Source organism: Dyella sp. OK004 (genome assembly GCF_900114495.1).
In the GTDB taxonomy this organism is placed as follows: Bacteria; Pseudomonadota; Gammaproteobacteria; order Xanthomonadales; family Rhodanobacteraceae; genus Dyella_D.
Map to the genome: position 1 here is coordinate 66,905 of NZ_FOZI01000006.1, position 20,461 is coordinate 87,365.

General features: G+C 63.9%; 21 protein-coding genes. 10 read left to right on the top strand and 11 right to left on the bottom strand.

Features of this window, described 5'->3' with window-relative positions; translation table 11 throughout:
• Positions 1-11: 11 nt before the first annotated feature.
• Positions 12-893, bottom strand: a complete 882-nt coding sequence (rpsB, locus tag BM338_RS20360; protein ID WP_090454359.1) for a 30S ribosomal protein S2 — start codon at positions 891-893, stop codon at positions 12-14.
• Between the two features lie 368 nt (positions 894-1,261).
• On the opposite strand from rpsB, the gene map reads away from it, so the two are divergent.
• From map to dapE, 6 genes are all read left to right on the top strand, one after another.
• Entirely contained in the window at positions 1,262-2,026 is a 765-nt protein-coding gene (gene map / locus BM338_RS20365; RefSeq protein WP_090454361.1) for a type I methionyl aminopeptidase, read from the top strand.
• Between the two features lie 78 nt (positions 2,027-2,104).
• Entirely contained in the window at positions 2,105-4,753 is a 2,649-nt protein-coding gene (gene glnD / locus BM338_RS20370) for a [protein-PII] uridylyltransferase (protein ID WP_090454363.1), read from the top strand.
• 134 nt (positions 4,754-4,887) lie between these two features.
• On the top strand, positions 4,888-5,715 hold the full coding sequence (dapD, locus tag BM338_RS20375; protein WP_090454365.1) for a 2,3,4,5-tetrahydropyridine-2,6-dicarboxylate N-succinyltransferase: 828 nt from the start codon (positions 4,888-4,890) through the stop codon (positions 5,713-5,715).
• A complete protein-coding gene (locus BM338_RS20380; protein WP_090454367.1) occupies positions 5,712-6,068 on the top strand; it encodes a Spx/MgsR family RNA polymerase-binding regulatory protein in 357 nt (118 codons plus the stop codon). Before dapD ends, BM338_RS20380 begins: the two co-directional genes overlap by 4 nt.
• Entirely contained in the window at positions 6,010-6,564 is a 555-nt protein-coding gene (locus BM338_RS20385) for a DUF2165 family protein (protein ID WP_255367399.1), read from the top strand. Before BM338_RS20380 ends, BM338_RS20385 begins: the two co-directional genes overlap by 59 nt.
• A gap of 92 nt (positions 6,565-6,656) precedes the next feature.
• The gene (gene dapE / locus BM338_RS20390; RefSeq protein WP_090454372.1) at positions 6,657-7,790 is read left to right on the top strand and encodes a succinyl-diaminopimelate desuccinylase; all 1,134 of its coding nucleotides are present in this window, start codon (positions 6,657-6,659) and stop codon (positions 7,788-7,790) included.
• Positions 7,791-7,839: 49 nt separating this feature from the next.
• Here the strand turns inward: dapE and BM338_RS20395 are convergent, their stop codons facing one another.
• From BM338_RS20395 to BM338_RS20405, 3 genes are all read right to left on the bottom strand, one after another.
• Positions 7,840-8,361: a DUF4019 domain-containing protein gene (locus tag BM338_RS20395; protein WP_090454374.1), complete on the bottom strand. Its 522-nt coding sequence runs from the start codon at positions 8,359-8,361 to the stop codon at positions 7,840-7,842.
• Between the two features lie 202 nt (positions 8,362-8,563).
• Positions 8,564-10,987, bottom strand: coding sequence for a penicillin acylase family protein (locus tag BM338_RS20400; protein WP_090454376.1), 2,424 nt, complete (start codon positions 10,985-10,987; stop codon positions 8,564-8,566).
• A gap of 174 nt (positions 10,988-11,161) precedes the next feature.
• Positions 11,162-11,980 carry a phosphodiester glycosidase family protein gene (locus tag BM338_RS20405; protein ID WP_177229427.1) on the bottom strand — a complete coding sequence of 273 codons (819 nt, stop codon included), beginning with the start codon at positions 11,978-11,980 and terminating at the stop codon, positions 11,162-11,164.
• A gap of 100 nt (positions 11,981-12,080) precedes the next feature.
• On the opposite strand from BM338_RS20405, the gene BM338_RS20410 reads away from it, so the two are divergent.
• The gene (locus tag BM338_RS20410; protein ID WP_090454542.1) at positions 12,081-12,569 is read left to right on the top strand and encodes an NUDIX hydrolase; all 489 of its coding nucleotides are present in this window, start codon (positions 12,081-12,083) and stop codon (positions 12,567-12,569) included.
• Entirely contained in the window at positions 12,566-12,976 is a 411-nt protein-coding gene (locus BM338_RS20415) for an NUDIX hydrolase (RefSeq protein ID WP_090454378.1), read from the top strand. Before BM338_RS20410 ends, BM338_RS20415 begins: the two co-directional genes overlap by 4 nt.
• A gap of 53 nt (positions 12,977-13,029) precedes the next feature.
• Here BM338_RS20415 and BM338_RS20420 read toward each other — a convergent pair whose 3' ends face one another.
• Together BM338_RS20420 and BM338_RS20425 are read right to left on the bottom strand one after the other, a co-directional pair.
• Positions 13,030-14,244 carry a beta-ketoacyl-[acyl-carrier-protein] synthase family protein gene (locus BM338_RS20420; protein ID WP_090454381.1) on the bottom strand — a complete coding sequence of 405 codons (1,215 nt, stop codon included), beginning with the start codon at positions 14,242-14,244 and terminating at the stop codon, positions 13,030-13,032.
• 5 nt (positions 14,245-14,249) lie between these two features.
• Entirely contained in the window at positions 14,250-14,504 is a 255-nt protein-coding gene (locus BM338_RS20425; RefSeq protein WP_090454383.1) for an acyl carrier protein, read from the bottom strand.
• Positions 14,505-14,834: 330 nt separating this feature from the next.
• On the opposite strand from BM338_RS20425, the gene BM338_RS20430 reads away from it, so the two are divergent.
• Together BM338_RS20430 and BM338_RS20435 are read left to right on the top strand one after the other, a co-directional pair.
• Positions 14,835-15,899, top strand: a complete 1,065-nt coding sequence (locus BM338_RS20430) for a GNAT family N-acetyltransferase (protein WP_090454545.1) — start codon at positions 14,835-14,837, stop codon at positions 15,897-15,899.
• On the top strand, positions 15,886-16,761 hold the full coding sequence (locus BM338_RS20435) for a hypothetical protein (RefSeq protein ID WP_090454385.1): 876 nt from the start codon (positions 15,886-15,888) through the stop codon (positions 16,759-16,761). Before BM338_RS20430 ends, BM338_RS20435 begins: the two co-directional genes overlap by 14 nt.
• A gap of 88 nt (positions 16,762-16,849) precedes the next feature.
• Here BM338_RS20435 and BM338_RS20440 read toward each other — a convergent pair whose 3' ends face one another.
• The 5 genes from BM338_RS20440 to BM338_RS20460 form a co-directional block, all read right to left on the bottom strand.
• The gene (locus BM338_RS20440) at positions 16,850-18,055 is read right to left on the bottom strand and encodes a DegT/DnrJ/EryC1/StrS family aminotransferase (RefSeq protein ID WP_090454387.1); all 1,206 of its coding nucleotides are present in this window, start codon (positions 18,053-18,055) and stop codon (positions 16,850-16,852) included.
• A 4-nt stretch (positions 18,056-18,059) separates the two neighbouring features.
• Positions 18,060-18,491, bottom strand: a complete 432-nt coding sequence (locus tag BM338_RS20445) for a DMT family transporter (RefSeq protein ID WP_090454389.1) — start codon at positions 18,489-18,491, stop codon at positions 18,060-18,062.
• Positions 18,492-18,510: 19 nt separating this feature from the next.
• Positions 18,511-18,876 carry an EamA family transporter gene (locus BM338_RS20450; RefSeq protein ID WP_090454391.1) on the bottom strand — a complete coding sequence of 122 codons (366 nt, stop codon included), beginning with the start codon at positions 18,874-18,876 and terminating at the stop codon, positions 18,511-18,513.
• A 9-nt stretch (positions 18,877-18,885) separates the two neighbouring features.
• Positions 18,886-19,725 (bottom strand): alpha/beta hydrolase, encoded by an 840-nt coding sequence (locus BM338_RS20455; protein ID WP_090454394.1) that lies wholly within the window; start codon positions 19,723-19,725, stop codon positions 18,886-18,888.
• A 161-nt stretch (positions 19,726-19,886) separates the two neighbouring features.
• Entirely contained in the window at positions 19,887-20,411 is a 525-nt protein-coding gene (locus tag BM338_RS20460) for a hypothetical protein (RefSeq protein WP_090454396.1), read from the bottom strand.
• Positions 20,412-20,461 lie beyond the last annotated feature (50 nt).

A 20,461-nucleotide genomic window follows, 5' to 3' on the forward strand; every position in this document is an offset into this window, starting at 1 on the left:
GCAGGGATGGCTTACTCGCTGTCCGGCTCGCCGTCCTGGCGGGCGCGGCCACCACGACCACCGTCACGGCGCGGAGCACCAGCACCCTTCTTGGCCGGGCCACGGTTGTCGCGGCGCGGCGGGGCGGCCTTGCGCTCGTCCTTGGCGACCGGGTTGCCTTCTTCGTCGAGTTCGACGAATTCGTTGGCATCACCCTGGGCGGCGGCGGGAGCGGCAGCCTTGCCTTCGAGGATCGAGTCGGCGGCAGCGCGGGCGTACAGCTGGATCGCGCGGATGGCGTCGTCGTTGCCCGGGATGGCGTAGTCCACCAGCTCCGGGTTGTAGTTGGTGTCGACAACCGCGATCACCGGAATGCCGAGCTTCTTGGCTTCCTGAACGGCGATGTCTTCGTGGCCGATGTCGATGATGAACAGCGCGTCGGGCAGACGGTTCATGTCCTTGATGCCGCCCAGCGAGTTCTCGAGCTTGTCGCGCTCACGACGGCGGGCCAGCACTTCGTGCTTGACCAGCTTGTCGAAGCTGCCGTCGGTCTCGGCGGCTTCCAGCTCCTTGAGGCGGGCCACGGACTGCTTGACGGTGCGGAAGTTGGTCAGCATGCCGCCGAGCCAGCGGGCGGTGACGAACGGCATGCCGGCGCGTGCGGCTTCCTCGGCCAGGGCCTCGCGGGCGGAGCGCTTGGTGCCGACGAACAGCACGGTGCCACGCTTCTGGGCCAGGCCCGACAGGAAATTCATCGCGTCGGTGAAGAGGGGGAGGGTCTTTTCCAGATTGATGATGTGGATCTTGCCGCGGGCGCCAAAGATGTACGGAGCCATCTTCGGATTCCAGTAGCGGGTCTGGTGACCGAAATGCACGCCAGCTTCGAGCATTTGGCGCATGGTGACTTGAGCCATGGTGTTACTCCTTCATTGGGCCTTGTGTAGGTGGCCCGGGGGGTTGGGACCTCCACGCATCCCCGGCTTCGACCGCGGGCGTTCCGTGCCCCCTTGGGGCGTAGTGGAAACGACTGCGGCACCCCGAAGGCGGTGTCGACGCGTGTGTGGCGTTGGTTTGTCCCTATTGGGTTGCCAATCAGGGACTTGGGTGATCATGCCGCAGCGCGGTTACAATCACTTTTCGCTTTGCGAAGGCCGTTGGGACTGTAAAAACAGTTACATGCGGTCAGCAAAACTCCGAAATTATAGCCGGCACCCCGGCTGAGCGGCAAGCAGCCGGCGGATCCGTTGAACCGCAGGGCTTGCGACGCCATTTGAGTGGAACTATGGCCGTTACCCTGAAATCACCCGCAGACATCGAAGGCATGCGCGTAGCCGGCAAGCTGGCTGCCGAAGTGCTGGCCATGCTCAAGGAGCATGTGAAGCCCGGCGTCACCACCGAGGACCTGGACCGCCTCGCCTACGAACACATCGTCAACGTGCAGAAGGCCACGCCGGCCAACGTCGGCTACAACGGCTTTCCCAAGACCTTGTGCACCTCGGTCAACCACGTGATCTGCCACGGCATTCCCAGCCCGGGCAAGGTGCTGAAGGAAGGCGACATCGTCAATCTCGACGTCACCGTCATCAAAGACGGCTGGCATGGCGACACCAGCCGCATGTACTTCGTCGGTACACCTTCGGTGCTGGCCAGGCGCCTGGTGGAGACCACCCACGAGGCGATGATGCTGGGCATCCAGGCCGTGCGCCCCGGTGCGACCCTGGGCGATATCGGCCACGCGATCCAGAAGCATGCCGAGGCGGCCGGTTTCTCGGTGGTACGCGAGTACTGCGGCCATGGCATCGGCAAGGTCTACCACGATGAACCGCAGATCCTGCATTACGGCAAGCCCAGTACCGGCCTGGAACTGAAGAAGGGCATGACCTTCACCGTCGAACCCATGGTCAATGCGGGCAAGCCGCAGACGCGTCAGTTGCCGGATGGCTGGACCGTTGTGACCAAAGACCATTCGCTGTCGGCTCAGTGGGAGCACACCATTGCGGTGACGGATGACGGCTTTGAAATCTTGACGCCCTGGCCGGATGCCTGAACCAAGGGAGTAGGCGCGTCGGGCGAAGGTGCGTGGCAGACTTGCGCTACGTCTTCACTCAGCCCTGACTGATTCGCCATGCCTCTCGCTATCGTGCTTCCGCCCTTGCCCCGCCTGCCTACGGCGGTGCCACGCTCGGGCGTGTCGACGGAGGCCCGCCGCGCGCTGCGGCAGTTGCTGGGCGATGTGGACCGCGCATTGGCCACGGCCTTTCGTGATGGAGCCGACGCCAGTGCGCTGGCGCGGCGTCGCGGCGATTCGGTCGCTCGCATCGTGGTGCATGTATGGACGGCCTGCCTGGGCGAAGTGAGCGGCGCCGCGTTGTTTGCGGTGGGCGGCTTCGGTCGCGGCCTGCTGTTTCCCTGTTCGGATGTGGATTTGCTGGCGCTGGTCGAGCAGGCCGAGCCAGCCCGTTTGCGCGCGCTGGAACAATGTTTCGCCACCTTGTGGGATATCGGCCTGAAAGTGGGGCACGCCGTCCGCGATCCAGCGCAATGCCGCGCGCTGGCCGAACACGACGCCAGTGTCTTCACCAGCCTGCTCGACGCACGGCGACTGGTCGGTGATGCGGCGCTTGAGGAAAGCCTCAAGGCGATTGTCGACGATCCTGCCCTGTGGCCGCCTGCCGCCTACCTCGCGGTGCGTCTGGCCGAGCGCGACGCGCGTCATGCGCGCTACAACGACACGGCGTACAACCTGGAGCCGAATCTGAAGGACGGCCCCGGCGGCCTGCGCACGCTCGATGCGTTGCGTTGGCTGGGACGTCGCCTGGCGCACGCAGACGACTTCGACGACATGGTCGACGAAGGTCTGCTCGATCCCGCCGAGCGCTCCACGCTGGAGGAGGCGGAAGCCACGCTGCGCCGTTATCGCTTTGCGCTGCATCTGGAAGCGGGGCGTGCCGAAGAGCGCCTTCTGTTTGACTACCAGCGCGCACTCGCTGCGCAGCTGGGCTTCGAGGACGAGCACGAAAAAAATCTCGGCGTCGAGCAATTCATGCAGGGCTACTACCGTGCGGCCAGCCAGGTCGAGCGCCTCGGCGTACAGATCGCCGAGCGCTTCGAGGAAATGCTGGAGCCGCCGGCCGAGCCGCAGCCGGTGGGTGAGGATTTCCTGCGTTACGGGTCGCGCATCGCCGTGCGCGATCCTGATCTGTTCGTGCGCCGCCCCGCAGCGCTGGTGGAGGTGTTCACCTTGCGCCTGGGTGAATCGGGCATCGTAGGTTTCACTGCCGAAACGATGCGGCGTATCCATCAGGCCACGGCGCACTTCGGTGTTTCGCTGGCGGATCATCCCGAAGTCATGGCTGCCTTCCTGAAGCTGCTGCGCATGGGCGCGCAGGCCGAGGAAGCGTTGTGGCGAATGAACCGGCACGGGTTGCTGGCTGCGATCCTGCCGGCTTTCGGCAAAGTGTTCGGGCGCATGCAGTACGACCTGTTCCACGTCTACACCGTGGACGAACACACGCTGCGCGTCTTGCGCAACGTGGCGCGCTTCGCCGACCCGGCGGCGCGTGGCGAATTCCCGATCGCCTGTGGCATCTGGCCCACCTTGGAAAAACCGGAATTGCTGCTGCTTGCGGCCTTGTTCCACGACATCGCCAAGGGCCGCGGTGGCGATCATTCCGTGCTCGGCGAGGAAGACGCGCGCGCGTTCTGCGCCAAGCTCGGGCTGCCGTTCGAAGACATTGAACTCGTCGCGTGGCTGGTGCGCTGGCATTTGCTGATGAGCGTAACCGCGCAGCGTCAGGACATTACCGACCCGGAAGTGGTGCAGCGTTTCGCCGAGGCGGTCGGCGACCGTGCGCGGCTGGATCTTCTTTACCTGCTGACCATCGCTGACATCATCGGTACCAGTCCCAGGTTGTGGAATGCCTGGAAGGATCGCCTGCTGGCGGACCTCTATACGGCTACCCGCTATGCGCTGGCCAGCGACGACGATCTGCCGCGCGATGCCGCGGACCGCGTGAAGGAATGCCGCGAAGCGGCGCTCGCGCTGCTGTTGACCGAGGGATTTCCCGAAACCGCCAGTCTGCGTGTATGGACGGATTTCCCCGAGCAAAGCTTCTTGCGTCATCGCCCCGAGCAGATTGCCTGGCAGACTGCGGCCATTTTGCGTTCGCACGGTGCTACACCGTTGATCGAAGTGCATCCGCTGTCAGTGCGCGGCACTACCGAGCTATTCGTTTACACGCCGGATCGCGACGGCCTGTTCGCCGCGGTAACGGCCATGCTCGATCGCCTGCATTTCTCGGTGATGGAAGCGCGCATTCTCAACAGCCGCAACGGCATGGCCCTGGATACGTTCCTGCTGCTGGAGGCCGACAGCCAGCAGCCTGCCAGCGCCGACCGCGCCGAAGAGCTCAGGCAGCGGCTGCATCGCGCACTGTCGCAACCCGGGCACACGCACCAGCCGTCCCGACGCAACATGTCGCGCCATCTTAAGCATTTTCAGGTGGTGCCCAAGATCGCCTTCAGCGCCGCGGGCGACCGTACGCGCCTCTCGCTGATCTGCAGCGATCGTCCGGGTCTGCTGGCGGCGGTGACCCAGGCCATGATGGAGGCCGAGGTACGTGTGCACGACGCGCGCATCGCAACGTTCGGCGAGCGCGTGGAAGATTTTTTTCTAATCAGCGACCGCCGCAATGCACCGTTGAGTCTGGCGCAGCAGGACCGCCTGCTGCACGCGTTGCTCGGGCGATTGGGGACGGCCAAACGCGCGGGGTAAGCGACGGGCGGCGAAGACGCCAGTTCGTGGGCTCATATCGTCATAGGGGCCTTGGCATTTGCTATCCGCCCCTCGTTCCTGGCGTCCAATCCCGTTAGCATGGCCGGGTTATTCGTCAGATATCCGAACCCACCATGCAAAGCATCGAATCCCTGATCAACGACGCCTTCGAGCGTCGCAACGACCTCACCCAGTCGGAAATCGACACCCATCTGCGTCCCGCCGTGGAGCAGGTGCTTGAACTGCTCGAATCCGGCGAGCGCCGCGTGGCCGAGCCGGATGGCAAGGGTGGCTGGACGGTGAATCAGTGGATCAAGAAAGCCGTGTTGCTGTACTTCCGCATCAACGGCAATCGCGTGGTCGATGGCGGTCCGGCGCTGGCTTTCGACAAAGTGCCGCTGCGCTTCGCGCACGGCAACGACTCAGAGTTGCAAGGCCTGGGCGCACGCGTTGTGCCTGGCGCGCTGGTAAGGCGCGGCGCGCACGTGGCGAAAGACGCAGTGCTGATGCCAAGCTACGTCAATATCGGCGCCTACGTGGGCGCCGGCACCATGGTCGATACCTGGGCCACGGTCGGTTCCTGCGCGCAGATCGGTGCAGGGGTGCATCTTTCCGGCGGCGTCGGCATCGGCGGTGTGCTGGAACCGCTGCAGGCCAATCCGACCATCATCGAAGACAACTGCTTCATCGGCGCGCGCTCCGAAGTGGTGGAGGGCGTGGTGGTAGAGAAGGGCAGTGTGATCGGCATGGGTGTGTTCCTCGGCCAGTCCACCCGCATCTACAACCGCGCCACCGGCGAAGTCAGCTACGGTCGCGTGCCTGCGGGCAGCGTAGTGGTGGCCGGCAGCCTGCCATCGAAGGATGGCTCGCATAGTCTCTACGCCGCCATCATCGTCAAGCAGGTGGACGAGAAGACGCGCGGTAAGACCGGCATCAATGAACTGCTGCGGAGTGCGGAATGAGCCTCACGCTCTACGGCCTGCCGAACTGCGATACCTGCAAAAAAGCGCGCAACTGGCTCAACCGTTTCGAGGTCGCGCATGCCTTTGTCGACTATCGCGCCAACCCGGTTCCCGCCGCCACGCTGAAAGACTGGGCGCAACAACTCGGCGGCTGGGAGAAGCTGGTCAACAAGGCCGGCACTACCTGGCGCAATCTGCTGCCACAGCGCAAGAATCCCGAAAGCGACCCTGAGTGGACGCTGCTGCTGAAGGAATATCCCGCGTTGGTCCGCCGCCCCGTTGTGGTGCAGGCCGATGGTTCGGTCAGCGTGGGCTTCAGCGATAACGGCTTCAAGAAACTGTTCGTGCGCTGACGTGCCGCTGCGTCTCTCGAAAATCGTGATGGTCGCAGCACTTGCTCTGCTGATCAGCCTGGTGGCTCTCGGCAATATCACCGACTACGGCACCAATTTCAGCTTTGTTCGGCACGTACTGGCGATGGATACGATTTTCCCGGACTCCGGCATTCACTATCGCGCGATCGCCTCGCCATTGCTGCAGCACAGCGCTTATGTGCTGATCATCGCCGTGCAGGTGATCACAGCGGCACTTTGCTGGGTTGGGATGTGGCGCATGTGGCGTCGCCGCCACGCGCCAGCGGCCCTGTTTCAGCGATCGAAGGGGCTGGCAGTGATGGGGCTGAGCTCAGGCGTGGCGCTGTGGTTGGTGGGCTTCATGGCGATCGGCGGCGAGTGGTTCGGCATGTGGATGTCTTCGCAGTGGAACGGCATCGAGACATCGTTCCGGCTAGTGGCATTGTTGCTTGGTGCGCTGATCTATCTTGGGCAACGCGAAGCCGAGCCGGAGTGAGCCGGCCGCACGCCGTGGCCATGGCATCGACAGCGCTCAGCGGCGGGGCCTAGCCTACGCGGGCCGCAAACGTTTCATCTTCAAGGAATGCCATGTCTGCCGTGTTCGATCTCACCGCTGAATTGATCCGTCGTCCTTCGGTCACGCCTGATGATGTGGGTTGTCAGGCGTTGTTGGCCGAGCGGCTCGCCCGGGTGGGCTTTACCGTGGAGCACTTGCGTTACGGCGAGGTCGACAATCTGTGGGCCACACATGGCGAAGGCGGCCCCTTGCTGATGTTTCTCGGTCATACCGACGTGGTTCCTACGGGACCCGTCGGTCAGTGGCAAAGCGACCCGTTCGAGCCGGTCGTGCGCGACGGTCACCTCTACGGCCGCGGTGCGGCTGACATGAAAGGTTCGGTCGCGGCTATGGCAGTGGCGTTGGAGCAGTTTGTAACGGCGCATCCGGATCATCGCGGGCGCGTAGGCTTTCTGATGACCAGCGACGAAGAGGGACCGACCAATCTCGATGGCGTACGCCGGGTTGCTGAGCATCTTCGTAGCACCGGGGAGCGCATCGACTGGTGCGTGGTGGGCGAGCCTTCATCGAAAACGACGCTGGGCGATCTGATTCGCGTAGGGCGGCGTGGTTCGCTTTCTGGCACCCTGACGGTGCACGGCGTGCAAGGCCACGTGGCCTATCCGGAGAAGGCGAAGAACCCTATTCATGCCTTTGCACCTGCGCTGGCCGAGCTGGCGGCGGAACGTTGGGACGAAGGCAATGCGGATTTCCCGTCGACGTCATTTCAGGTATCCAACCTCAATGCCGGCACCGGCGCCAGCAATGTGATTCCGGGCACGCTCACTGCGTTGATTAACTTCCGCTACAGCACGGCCAGCCGTGCCGAAGATCTGCGTGCGCGTACCGAGGCGATGCTAAGCAAGCACGGCCTGGATTATCGGATCGACTGGAATCTCTCAGGCGAGCCCTTTCTCAGCCCGGCGGGCGGCGCGCTGCGCGACACCGTGGTAGACGTGTGTCGCGAGCTGTGCGGCATCGAGCCGGAACAGAGTACTGGCGGTGGCACCTCGGATGGACGCTTTATCGCTCCGCTGGGCGCCGAAGTCGTGGAGTTGGGGCCGGTCAACGCAACCATCCACAAAGTGGATGAGTGCGTTTTGGTGAGCGATCTCGAAAAACTTCCTAGCTTGTATCAGGCCATCTGCGAGCGCCTGCTGGGGTAAGTGCCGCAGCAACGGCGCACTATGGGTGCACCGTTGCAAAGAGCCCACCTTATTTGGCGGGCTTGGCGCCAGCGGGAGCACCTGCCGGCGCAGCCGGTGGCGGAGTGGCAGGGATAGCGCGGACCACATAACCCACCGGCGACCAGCCGCTGGGAGTCTTCGCCAGCGAGACGGTTTCCAGCGTGGGCGCCGTGGCGTGCTTGGCGGCGAAGGCCACGTTCAAGTACTCGCCGGGCGGAAGGCCATTGGGATTCTCCACGCGGCCGATCTGCAGCCAGGTGCGGCTTTGGGTGGCACCGAACTGTTTTTTCAGGCCATCGACGTATTTGCTCCAGTCCGCCTTGCTCACGCTCTTTTGCATCGCCGGATTGCTGGCCTGCCACATGGCATCGGCCTGGTCGCGATCTGCCTGCGCCGCCCAGTTGGTGGCGGTGGTAACGGCGCTGTCCAGCGACGTTGATTGCTGCGCGTGGGCTTGGCCGACACTCAGTAGGGCGGCGAACGCACATGCGGGCGCGAGACGTTTGACGGCCGTTTGAATGGTGCGAGACCGTGTCTTGTTGATTTCCATGTCAATGCTCCTGAAGAAAGGTAGGCCATATTGATCGTGCAGCCCGATGGCCTGTCCGAGTTGCTGCACACCTATCCCATCATCTGGTGAAAATTTTGGATAGCCTTTTTGGACGTCCAAATGATTATTTGTGCCGCGAATACCGCTGAATTCAACGATTCCACATGGATGAGTCCGAGTTCGTCGCGTGATCGCGACAAGTTCAATGCGCCTTGCCTGGCTCCAGCATCAAACTGTGCTGACCGGGTCCGGGCAACAGCGGCGTAGGGCGTCCATTGACCCAGTCGTCGTTGCCTGCGCCGTAAAACGGCGATAGCGGGTTATCGCTCTGGCCACCCGGCATGTGCAGGATGCTTTGCGCCTCGTGCCCTGGCATCGCATCGATACGTTCGGAGGCGCCGAAGCCGGGCTTGGCGACGCGCGGCATGTTGTCGTCGCCGGCAACCGGTTCGTCCGGCATATCCAGCAGGCGGCCGACGAAGCCCGGCAGTGCGCGCGACAGGGGATGCCTGATGGAGGTGCGGTTCACCTCGCCCCAACTGCGTGCGGCGAGACCGCCAGGCTGCTGGCCGAGTTCGTCGACCACTTTATGCGCGGCATCGAGCAGCAGGACGTTCCAGTCGGCGTAACGGGAGTCCAGCAAATGCATAGGGCGCTCCCGCACCATGGCCCATACGGCTGCTTCCGGGTTACCGGGGTGAGGCCAGGTGAAATCGCTGTGCTGCTGCTTCACCTGCGCCACGAAGGGCGCAAGCACTGCTTCATGCACTTTGCTGCGGAAGGCGCGCACGAGGCGGTAGTCCACGCTGTCGATCGCCGCGCGTCCGCGCCACGATGCAGTGAGCTGGCGCAACTGTTCGAACGCGGGGTCGTGCGTGCCCTGCAGCGTGTCCTGCAGCAGGCGCTGCCAGCGCGTCAGCAGCACGGCGCGATGGTCGAGCTGGATGTCGAGCAGGTTGCCGGGTGCAAAGCTGTTGCGGGCACGCAAATCGTCACGGATCTGTTGAGCGCGGGCGCCGAGGTCATGTCCACCTTCGCCGAGCAATTCCAGATCGGCGCCATCGACGGTGCGGTTGTTGGCGGTCCATAGACGCCCGTCGGTGGGATGCTCGATCCGCGGATACTGCCCGGGTGCTGCCCAGCCCTGCCAGCCAGTGCCGGGTTGCGACCAGTCAGCGGGCAGTAGCGGATCGAAACCAGTGCGCAGCGGGATGCTATTGCCGGTAACGGTCCAGCCGATATTGCCGGCGCTATCGGCCGCGAGCAGGTTCTGCGGTGGCATACCCATGCGCGGTGCGAGGTCCAGCGCAGCCGTAACACTGGTGGCGTGTTCCAGCTGCATCATCTCCAGGTTGTAGGCGCGCGGCAGATCGGCGATCCATGCCAGCGCCAGCGGGGTGCCGTCGGCGTCCTTGGCCAGGATCGGTCCCCAGCGCGTGCTCTCGACCTTGAGCGTTCGCGATGGCTCGCCCTTGATGCGGATGATCTCATCGTGCGTTTCGATGGCCGCCCAGCCTTCGGGCACCTTGTAGCGCGTCGCGTTATCAGGATCGCGCAGTACGCGCACCCAATCCAGCCAGTCGCCATAGCTGTTGGTGAAACCCCAGGCGACCTGTCCGTTGGAGCCCGCGATCAGTGCGGGCGTGCCGGGCAGGGTGACGCCGACGGCATCGCGCTGCCCATTGGGCGCGGCGGAATCGGCATAACGCAAACGCGCGCGGAACCAGATGTTCGGCACGCGCAGACTTAGATGCATGTCGTTGGCGAGAATGGCCGCGCCGCTCTCAGTAAGGTTGCCAGCGACAGCAAAGTTGTTGCTGCCGGGGAGCGACTGATCCAACGCGGGCGCCAGTGCGGCGGCCAGCGCACGCGCATCTGCCTGCGATGCGGAGGGCAGGTCGCGTAGATTGAAAACATCCTCGCCCGGAATCACCGGTGGGCGTGACAGATCGCCTTTGAGCGGTGCCTCCCAGTCGGGGTCGGGCGAAAGCAGGAAATCGACCAGCAACTTGGGCAGCACGGAACGCATTTGCGCGAAACTGAGTTCGCGCTCATTGCGCCCATCGCCGTTCAAATCCAGATACATCGCCGCGATGACCAGAAAACTGTCCTGCGGATGCCACGGCTGTGGTTGCGTGCCGAGTAGAAAGTATTCCCAAGGCTTCACGTGCAGATCGGCCAGTCCTTTATTGACGCCGGCGGTGTAGCGGTCCAGTACGTTCTTCTGATCGGGCGGAAGTTGCGCATACGCCGCCTCGGCGGTGGCGCGCAGGCGATGGCGGCGATGGTTGAGGTCGGTGTCGACCGCGGCGGGACCGACCAGCTCGGCCAGTTCACCGGCGGGCAGGCGGCGCATCAGATCCATCGCAAAATAGCGTTCTTGCGCATGCACATAGCCCAGCGCGAAGCTCACATCGTCACGGTTCTTGCCCTGTATCGTCGCCGTGCCCAGCGCGTCGCGGCTGATGCTCACGCTGTCCTGCAATCCGGCGTCGGTCACCGCGCCATCCAGCTTCGCGCGGCTGCCGGCCAACAGATACCAGCCTGTCGCGAGTACGCCGATCAACAGGATCAGCAGGGTCAGGAACAGGAGGCGCAGCCAGCGGAAGCGTCGTGGGGTCGTCATCGAACCGGCAGCCTCTGGAGGGAGTGCAGCGAGTGTACCCGCGCTGCGGATCCGGTCCATGACGCAGGGCAATGCGATGGCTGTAGGAGCGCACCCTGTGCGCGAAAGCCCCGCGCAGCAGGGCCGGTTTTGCAAAGCGCGGCCCTCTCGGGCTGTTTCGCGCACAGGTAGGTGTCAGGGCTTCTCGCTGGTAAAGACGGCGAAGATGCCTGCGTAGGGCTTGACCATGAAGGTCGGCGCGCCGGCGTAGCCGTCGCCATCCACATAGAACTGCGAGATGGTGCCATCCAGATACAGCGCGTCGCGGCAGCCGAGTTCATCGCGGAACAGGCGGGCGAAGGTATGGAAATTCACTGGCGCCTCGCTCACCGCGAAGATCACTTTATGCGGTGTTTTGGCGCACACGCCGCTGCGCCATTTCAGGCTGGCGGAGTCGTCGACGAAGCGGTCGTTGACCTGGCCGTTGATTAACAGCATCGGCCCTGACTGGGTGGCCCATTGCGCAGCTTTTGCATCCGTCTTGAAGTCGGTGCTGGCGCGCACAGCCGCGGTGCCATCTGGATAAATCACGAAGACACCGTTGGGCTGGATCGAGAAATTACCCGCCGCCGGATTGCCACGCACCAGGTTCAGCGGCACCAGTGTCTTGCCGTGTTCCACATACAGGCCCAGCGGGGCGAACTGGCGGTCGTAGATACCCGCATTGGCGGCGAACAGCAGGCGCCGGTCGTGCGCAATGCCCCATTGGCGCAGGGTTTCAATGTCGCCATAGGGCTGGCCGCCCTCCGGGTCCTTCCAGTGCAGGCTCAGCGCCTCGCGGTCCAGGTCCACGCTGACCACCCGGAAAGTCTGGCTGTCGAACACCACATCATCGCTGTCCACCGCCTGCGCTTGGCGCGAGCAGCCGGCAAGGCCGCCCAGCAGGGCCAGGATTATGAGCCAGCACGGGAGCAGTCCGCGGCTAAGCGGGCGGTGGATGGCGAGGGCTGACATAAGCCGATGGTCGCCGGCCGGGTGCGATACGCGCAAGCCCGGTCGGCTGCGTCATTCAGTCCCAATGCGTAAACTGCTGTTTTTCGTTGCGCACCAGACCATGCCTTACACCCCCATTGTCGCCACGCTGGGCTATGTGCTCTCGCCAGATCGCCGCCAGGTACTGATGATCCACCGCAATGCGCGCCAGGACGATCTGCACCTTGGCAAATACAACGGTCTCGGCGGCAAGATGGAGCCGGGCGAGGACATCGCCGCTTGCATGCACCGCGAAATTCATGAAGAGGCGGGCATCCACTGCGAGTCCATGCAACTGCGCGGCACGCTCAACTGGCCCGGCTTTGGCAAGCACGGTGAGGATTGGCTCGGCTTCATCTTCATCATCGACCGCTATAGCGGCGAGCCGCACGCCGGCAACCACGAAGGCACGCTGGAATGGGTGGATGTGGATCGCCTGATGGAGCTGCCGATGTGGGAGGGCGATCGCCATTTCCTGCCTCTGGTATTCGATGGCGACCCGCGTCCGTTCCACGGCGTCATGCCTTACAAGGACGGCCGCATGCAGTCCTGGTCCTATACGCGGCTATGAGCGACGGTCTGGCGCTGCGGCGTATCGACATCGTCGCAGCGGTGATCCGCGACGACGAAGGCCGTGTGCTGTTGGTGCGCAAGCGCGGTGCGGCCGTATTCCAGCAGCCCGGTGGCAAGCGCGATGCGGGCGATCGCGACGATCTGCACACTCTGGCTCGTGAGCTGCAGGAAGAGCTGGGCTGCATCATGCAGCGCGACGGTGCCCGTTTGCTCGGCCGTTTCAGCGCGCCGGCAGCGAACGAGCCAGGCTGCACGGTCGAAGCGGTGATTTACGAAGTGAAAGCCGATGGCTCATTTGAAGCGCGGGCCGAGATCGAATCGCTGTGCTGGATCGATCCTGCGCAGCCGGGTGAACTGCCCATCGCACGGCTTAGCCGGGAGCAGCTATTGCCTTTGCTGGTTTGACTCGGCACCGACGGCGCTTGAGGTCGTAGTTGCCCACAGAGTGGGCTCCTGTATCAAGGGACCCGGCGTAGCGCTATGACAGCGTTAAGTCCACCGAAAGCAAACGAGTTGCTGATGGCCGCATGCACCGGCATCCGACGGGCTTCGTGAGGCACGTAGTCCAGATCGCAGGCCGGATCGGGGCCGAGATAGCCCAGCGTTGGCGGCACGATGCCGTCGCGCAGCGCGCCGATCACGGCAATCAATTCAAGAGCGCCGGCAGCGCCCAGGGCGTGACCGTGCATAGGCTTGGTGGAGGAGATCGCCAGTGCACGTGCATGCTCGCCGAACACCCGGTGGATCGCCCGCGTCTCGGTGCTGTCGTTGGCAATGGTGCCGGTGCCGTGCGCATTGATGTAGTCGACTTCGGAGGGCGACATCTCGCTGTCGCGCAACGCATTGACAATGGCGGTGGCCGCGCCCAGTTCGGACGGTGCAGCGATGTCGCCCGCGTCCGAACTCATGCCGGTACCGGTCAGCTCGGCCAGGATGTTGGCGCCGCGCGCCTGCGCCTGCTCCAGCGTTTCCAGCACGAACATGCCGGCGCCTTCGCCCAGCACGATGCCGCGGCGACCGCTGCTGAAGGGGCGGCAGGTATCCGGCGCCAGCACGCGCATAGCTTCCCACGCGCGCAAGGTGCCGAGCGTGATGCAGGCCTCGGTGCCGCCAACCACGGCCGCGTCCACCAGGCCGGCGCGGATCATCATCGCTGCCTGCGCGAACGCATGGTTGGATGAAGAGCAAGCGCTGGCCAGCGCGAAGGCCGGACCGGTGATGCCATGCACCATGCTGATCTGGCTCGCCGGCGCGTTCATCATCATGCGAATGATGCCGAGCGGATGGAAACGCCCGGAGTGCTCGCCATAAAGCTTCTCGTACTGGTCGTCGCGTGTCGTCTCGCCACCCACACCCGTACCCACCACCACCGCCGTGCGCGACGCGCGCTCACCCTCGAACGTCAGGCCGGATTGGCGGATCGCCTCGCGGGCCGCGACCAGCGCGTACTGACTCACCGGGTCGAGCTGGTTGAGCCGCGACTCGTCGAAGTAGTTGGACGGGTCGAAGTCGTTGACCTCGGCCGCGATACCGCCGTTGCGCAACTGGCCCGGCAGGATGTGATGGATCGGGCCGATACCGCTGCGGCCCTCGGTCATGGCCTTCCAGGTGGAGGGCGCATCGTGTCCGAGCGCGCAGATGGCGCCCATGCCGGTGATGACGAGACGGCGCATGTGACTTATTCGGTGCTCTTTTTCGTGGCGATCTGGCGCTCGACGGCGGCGACCAGCTGGCCCACGGTGCCGTTGTCGAAATCGGCATCTTCATTGGGCAGTTGGATGTCGAAGTGTTCCTCGATATCGAAGATCACCTCGATGGCGTCCAGCGAGGCGACACCCAGCTCCTTGAGCGTGGACTCGGGCTTGATGGTGTCGATGTCGATCTTCGCCTGTTTGGCGATGATCTCGAAGGTTTCCTGCTGTACGTTGCTCATGTTTGTTGTCCTGGATTCCATGGCGCCAAAAGTGAGGGTGCCGGCCCGGGGCCGATCATTTCAAGCCTGACGAAGTGTCGCCGCCTTGTCCAGAAATGCCGACGCTTGGGTGGGGTCCGGCGGGCATCCTGCATCGGTTGCCTTTCGTGAATCTTATGGGGGCGTTGCAGGGGGGGGGCGCCCTTCTGCCATGCGGGCTCATTCCTCCGGCCCGCATCGCCGCATAGAAACCCTGGCCCCCAAGGTCAAAAGCGAAGAAGCAGGAGCCGCCGGCACTGCTTTTACCCGTTGGGTCGTATGCTATGCGCTTACGCTTGGCGGAATCCCTTTGTGCGGTATCTCAATCAGCTCGAACCGGATGCGCTAGTCGCCGGGTTTGTCGAGCATCCCCCCATCGGTTTTCAAGTGCTGGAGGCGGCGGGGACGCCAGCCTTTGTGGCGTCGTTCGATCTGCTTACAACGGCGGATGCCGAGGTGCGGCAGCGGGTGATGCAGGCGCCGGGTTATCGATGGTGGGGGCGGCTGCTGCGCTGGCGCACCGCGTTTGTGGGAACCACGGTGTCGGAGTACGCGCTGTTTCCTCGCGCGGCCGACGCGACCGGTTTGCCGGGTCAGTTGCGTGCCCGCCTCGGCCGTGGGCAGCGCCTGATGATCGTAAAGGACATTCCGCAGGATTCGCCGCTGTGCGATGCCTCCAGTCGCGACTGGTCCGCACGTTTCGCTGCGGCCTGTCAGGCCGAAGGGTTTGTATTGCTGGAAGGGCAGGCGTTGGCATATGTGCCGATCGATTTCGCCAGCGAGGATGAATACCTCGCCCGGTTGTCATCGGGGCGGCGCAAGGATATTCGCCGCAAGTTGCGCAAGCGCGACGACGTAGAAGTGGAGGCCGTGGCCTGCGGCGACGCACGTTTCGCGAACGATGCGATGGTGGATACGTACTACCGTCTTTACGAGAACGTGTATGCGCAGAGCGAAATCCATTTCGACAAGCTCAGCCGCGATTTCTTTGCCGCGGTGCTTCGCGATGCCAGCCATGGAGGCGTCGCGTTCATCTATCACCACCAGGGTGAGATGATCGGCTGGAACCTGTGCTTCGTGGTTGATGGCAAGCTGATCGACAAATACGTGGGTTTTGTCTATCCGCAAGCACGCGAGCACAACCTGTATTTTACCAGCTGGTTCCATAATCTGGCCTGGGCACGCGACCAGGGGCTGACGCACTATGTGGCCGGTTGGACCGATCCCGAAATCAAGTCCTATCTCGGCGCGAGTTTTACCCTGACCCGGCACGCGATCTATTTGCGCAATCCGTTGTTGCGCATGTTGGCACGGCGGCTGGGGCGTTTCTTTGAAAGTGACAGTCAATGGGCGAAGCAGGGCAATGCGCAAACGTGATCCGCTGATTCTGGATTTCGACGGCTCGGTCGGCGAGATCCCCGGTGCCACGACCCTGCCGCTGGTCGACTGGCAGGAGGCGATCCGCTTTGGCTGCACCTTGCGCACCTTCGAACGCTTGCGTCGCCATCTCGACGCGAGTGCACCCGCTGACTACGGCACGGTGCTGATGGGGTCGGGCGACTATCACCACCTGACCTGGCCGTTGGTGGAGCGACAGCGTGCGCGTGGACCGTTCCAGCTGGTGGTGTTCGACAACCATCCGGACAACATGCGTTTCCCGTGGGGTATCCATTGCGGGTCATGGGTGCGCAAAGTGGCCATGCTGCCTTACGTCAGCCACGTGCATGTGGTTGGCATTACGTCGGGTGATATCGGTGCCAAGCACGCCTGGGAGAACTACCTGCAGCCATTGCGCGCGGGCAAGCTGAGCTACTGGTGCATGGACGTGGATGTTGGTTGGGCCGCGCGGCTGGGTCTGACGCATGCATTCCATCGTTTCGACGATCCCGATGCGCTGACCTGTGCCTTCATCCAGCAGTTGCGCCGTGCGCCGCAGGCTACGTATCTGTCGATCGACAAAGACGCTTTCAGCATCGACACCGCGCGTACCAACTGGGACCAGGGGCGCATCGAAGAGCATCACGCGATGACCATCATCGAGGCACTGCGCGGCCGCATTGTCGCCAGCGACATCAATGGCGAAGTCTCGGCTTACACCTATCGCACCTGGTGGAAGCGCCTGCTCAGCGGCATGGATGGCCAGGAGCCGATCCCGCAAAGCGAGCTGGATGCGTGGCAGATGCAGCAGCGTGCGTTGAATACGCGGCTGCTGGCTGCCATTGCGGAAAGCAGCGTTTGACGCATGGCGAGCGGCGTAGCCCGCCTGCGTTCAACAGTACGCGGAGAAAGCTGCGGTCTGCCGTTGCGTGAAGATCAAGCGCGGGAGGTCAGGTAGTCGTTAGTGCGCGTTCAAGCCTGCCGCAGATGGTCTCGAATTCGTCATCGCGCAACCACGGGCTGTTGGTGATGGTGAGCGAACGCGCGGCGAAGTCGCGGGCGTTGGGCAGGTCAGCGTCGGGCACGATGTCGCACAGATAGCCGTAGTCGGGCAGGGCGTGAATAAACAGGCGGCTGACGCCGAGGCCCGAAGTCCATAGCGTCTGTAGCGCCGCTTCGCGTGCTTTCTCGCTGGGCAAGGTAAGCAGCAGGAAGGGCCACACTCCCCGCGTGTTTTCGGCATCGCCGAACACCGTCACGCCCGGTAACTCACGCAGCTTTGCGATACGCCGTATGGCTTGCTGACGCGTGGTATCGATGAAGGCTGGCAAGCGCGCAAGGGCATGCGTGCCGACGGTCTGGCGCCAGCTGCCCAGTGGATGCAGCGGAATGTCTGGGCCGAAATCGTCGCCGACAGCCGCCACGGGGTCGCCTTCCGCCAGCGCTTTGCGCAGCGGATCCCCATAGGCCAGTGCAAGCAGGGACGGGCGATAGACCACGGCGTAGCCGATCAGCTCCAGCGCACGTTGCAGGCTCATGCGCCAACTGGGACGAATGACTTCCGCGCGGCTGCGTGCAAAAGCATCGCGCAGCACCGTATCGCGCGCGATCAGTACGCCGCCTTCATACAGGGTCAGCCCCTTGCCTACGGCCAGACTGAAGAAGCTGGCGTCACCGAGCAGGCCGACGCTGTGGCCGCCCTGTTGCGCACCCAGTGCTTGTGCGGCGTCTTCGAGCACATAAGCGCCGCAGCCATGGGCCAGATCCACAGCGAGTTGCACGTCGGCTACGCGGCCAGCGAGATGCGTCGGCACGATGGCCAGCGTGTCGTTGCCGCAGAGTGTGGCGAGCTGTGTGGCGTCCATGTCGAAATGATTGGGCGCGAGATCGCAGAGCCGTGGCTTGAGGCCTGCGCGATGGATCGCCCACGCCACCAGTGGGCAGGTCCAGGCGGGCACGATCACTTCGTGGCGGTCCGGCTGCAGCCTGTGCATGGCGGTCAATGCCACCACCATCGCGGCGGTGCCAGAGCATTCCAGTTGCACCTGTGCCACACCGAGCCACGACGCCATGCGTTCGGCGAATGACGTACCGCCTGGCAGCAGATCGCGGAAGCGCAGCGGCAGGCCGGCAGTGGGCGGCAGCTCGCGGCGCATGCGCTCAGTCTCCCGCGGCGACGCCCAACGCGCCCTTCGCTTCGGTAGGCGGATCGTTCTCGGGATGTGCGCCGGTTTCAGCGAACGCCAGACAGACGATGCCGGCGACGATCACCAGCGCGCCAATCACCCGCGACCAAGTCAGTGGCTCGTTGAACAGCCAGATCGAGAAGATCATCACGCTGACTACTTCCAGATGCGTCACCGCGAAAGCCGGACCGATCGGCGCGTGCTTGAGCAACGTCATCCAGGTGAAGAAGTTGCCGATGTAGCCGATCACCGCAAGGTAGATCCACGGATGGCCGAACACGCGCACGATCCACGCCCAGTTCGCTTCTGGCGGAAACGCGTGGTTGCCGGCGTATTTGAAGCTCAGCTGCACTACGGTGTCGAACGCCACCAGGATCAGGAAGCCGAAGAAATAGAAACGCCCCATACGAGCAGGCTTCGAGCGATCAGCCTCCACCGGCCACCCCCACAATGGCAACGCCGGCGGTGACCAGCAGAATGCCGGTGACGCGCAGCGGGGTGAGTTTTTCGCGGAACAGAATGCGTCCCGCGATCATGATCACCACGATATTGATCGAGCCGAGCAGCACGCCTTCCGACAGGTCGACCAGCGATAGAAAGGCGATCCACACCAGGAACTCGGCGACGTAGGAAACGATGCCCACCCACAACCACGGTCGCGACGCCATATAGCGCCAGCGCGCCAGGCCGTCACCCGCAGCCGGATCGCCGGCGGCAGCCTTGAAGGCGAGCTGGCCGACGGTATCGAGCGTGACGTTGAACAGCCACAGGAAGACAGCCAGGGGAGTCACGGAAACTCCTCAGGCCGCGGCGCGCGCGACGGGTTCGTAGGTGTCGGCGACCTTGCCGAAGAATTCGGCGGAACGGTCGATCAGGGTGCGACGCTCACGATCGATGGTGATCATGTGATAGCTGTCTTCCAGCAGCAGCATCTCCACCGGGCCCGACACCGAGCGCTCGACCAGGCGTGCATTGTCCACGCTCGCAATGTCATCTTCGGTGGCGTGCGCGATCAGGCAGGGCGCGGTCACCTTGGGCAGGTCGCGGCGAACCGCCGCGGCCATCTTGTACATCTCGGCCAGCGAAGGCCACGGATTGCCCGGCAGGCCGGCGGCCGCGCTGTCGCCACCCAGCATCAGCGAACTGATCTGCGCGCGGATGCGCTCGTCGCGCAGGCCGTAGGGTTCGGCTTCGTGCACCATCCACTTCTTGCCGATGCCGAGCTTGTTCGCCAGCGGCAGCAGGAACGAAAACTTGCCGTACCACGGCGTGGCCCAGCCGTCGTAGCGGAAGGTGGCGCCATATACGCCCACGCCCTTCACCCAGTCCGGATGATCGGCAGCGAGCTTGAGCGCGAGCACGGCGCCCATCGACAGGCCGGCAACGAACAGGTGGTCGACTTCCTTACGGTATTGCTCGGCGGCGGCTTCGACGCTGGCGTACCAGTCAAGCCAGTCAGTGGCGAGCAAGTCATCGGCGTCACCACAGTGGCCAGCCAGCTGCATGCCATACACGCTGAAACCGGCACGGTTCAGGCCCTTGCCGACCAGGCGCATTTCGGCCGGCGTACCGGTCAGGCCGTGGATCAACAGCACGCCGCTGCGGCCGCCCTCGAAGCGGAATTCGACATTCTGGATCACGGGCGGAAACTCAGCGGAGCGGCAACGGGCCGCAGGAAGGCAGGGTGGTTTATCAACATGGACGGCAGTCTGCCGGGCCACTCTTTCTAAGAACTTTCGAGGGTTACGTGCGGGACCGGCTTATGGCGGCGCCTGTCGAGAGATATTGCGTCGGGACTTGCTCAGCGCCCGTTGAAACGGCTGACACCGATGGAAAGACCGATGCCGCCGGTGGGATGGTCGCAGCTGCCGGTGCGCTGGGTGATGTTCACGGCGCCGGAGTTGTAGGTGCCCGAACCCCAGTGGTTTCCGGTCACCACGCCCATGCCGACGCTGCCGTGGACCTGGGGCTGGTTGTAGGTAGCGTCGTCGCAGCGCGGCCGCGCATCGGCTTCATCGTCGGCCGAGGTGCGGCCGCTGGTGTCGCCGTAATAGACGCCAGGAGCGGGGCGTGGCGGCGACTGGTTGCCGGAAGAAGCCACGCCTTTCGGCGGACTGGTTTTGGCCTGGGTGTCGCTGGCTTGAGACGTGTCATCGCTCTTGCTGTTGCTGTTGCTGTTGCTGTCGCTGGCGGTAGCGGCACTGCTGCTCGATGCCGGCACGCTGCCGGGCGGCAGCTTGAGGTTCAACGGAGCGGCAGTCTGCGCCTGGGCAGTAGCCATCAGCAAGCCGAGGGCGAGCGTGGCGAGAGTGAGCTTGGTGTTCATATGGACTCCGGGGACGCCTCCGGTAACGAGTGACCGGGGCTGGCGTGCAC

Excerpts from the sequence above, each read along its gene's own strand:
- BM338_RS20415 (WP_090454378.1), top strand. The coding sequence starts at position 12,566 with ATGAGCGACGGTCTGGCGCTGCGGCGTATCGACATCGTCGCAGCGGTG.
- BM338_RS20385 (WP_255367399.1), top strand. The coding sequence starts at position 6,010 with ATGGTTCGGTCAGCGTGGGCTTCAGCGATAACGGCTTCAAGAAACTGT.
- BM338_RS20445 (WP_090454389.1), bottom strand. The coding sequence starts at position 18,491 with ATGGGGCGTTTCTATTTCTTCGGCTTCCTGATCCTGGTGGCGTTCGAC.
- BM338_RS20440 (WP_090454387.1), bottom strand. The coding sequence starts at position 18,055 with ATGCGCCGCGAGCTGCCGCCCACTGCCGGCCTGCCGCTGCGCTTCCGC.
- BM338_RS20380 (WP_090454367.1), top strand. The coding sequence starts at position 5,712 with ATGAGCCTCACGCTCTACGGCCTGCCGAACTGCGATACCTGCAAAAAA.
- BM338_RS20410 (WP_090454542.1), top strand. The coding sequence starts at position 12,081 with ATGCCTTACACCCCCATTGTCGCCACGCTGGGCTATGTGCTCTCGCCA.
- rpsB (WP_090454359.1), bottom strand. The coding sequence starts at position 893 with ATGGCTCAAGTCACCATGCGCCAAATGCTCGAAGCTGGCGTGCATTTC.
- BM338_RS20400 (WP_090454376.1), bottom strand. The coding sequence starts at position 10,987 with ATGACGACCCCACGACGCTTCCGCTGGCTGCGCCTCCTGTTCCTGACC.
- BM338_RS20420 (WP_090454381.1), bottom strand. The coding sequence starts at position 14,244 with ATGCGCCGTCTCGTCATCACCGGCATGGGCGCCATCTGCGCGCTCGGA.
- BM338_RS20435 (WP_090454385.1), top strand. The coding sequence starts at position 15,886 with ATGCGCAAACGTGATCCGCTGATTCTGGATTTCGACGGCTCGGTCGGC.
- dapE (WP_090454372.1), top strand. The coding sequence starts at position 6,657 with ATGTCTGCCGTGTTCGATCTCACCGCTGAATTGATCCGTCGTCCTTCG.
- BM338_RS20395 (WP_090454374.1), bottom strand. The coding sequence starts at position 8,361 with ATGGAAATCAACAAGACACGGTCTCGCACCATTCAAACGGCCGTCAAA.
- glnD (WP_090454363.1), top strand. The coding sequence starts at position 2,105 with ATGCCTCTCGCTATCGTGCTTCCGCCCTTGCCCCGCCTGCCTACGGCG.
- BM338_RS20425 (WP_090454383.1), bottom strand. The coding sequence starts at position 14,504 with ATGAGCAACGTACAGCAGGAAACCTTCGAGATCATCGCCAAACAGGCG.
- dapD (WP_090454365.1), top strand. The coding sequence starts at position 4,888 with ATGCAAAGCATCGAATCCCTGATCAACGACGCCTTCGAGCGTCGCAAC.
- BM338_RS20460 (WP_090454396.1), bottom strand. The coding sequence starts at position 20,411 with ATGAACACCAAGCTCACTCTCGCCACGCTCGCCCTCGGCTTGCTGATG.
- map (WP_090454361.1), top strand. The coding sequence starts at position 1,262 with ATGGCCGTTACCCTGAAATCACCCGCAGACATCGAAGGCATGCGCGTA.
- BM338_RS20405 (WP_177229427.1), bottom strand. The coding sequence starts at position 11,980 with ATGTCAGCCCTCGCCATCCACCGCCCGCTTAGCCGCGGACTGCTCCCG.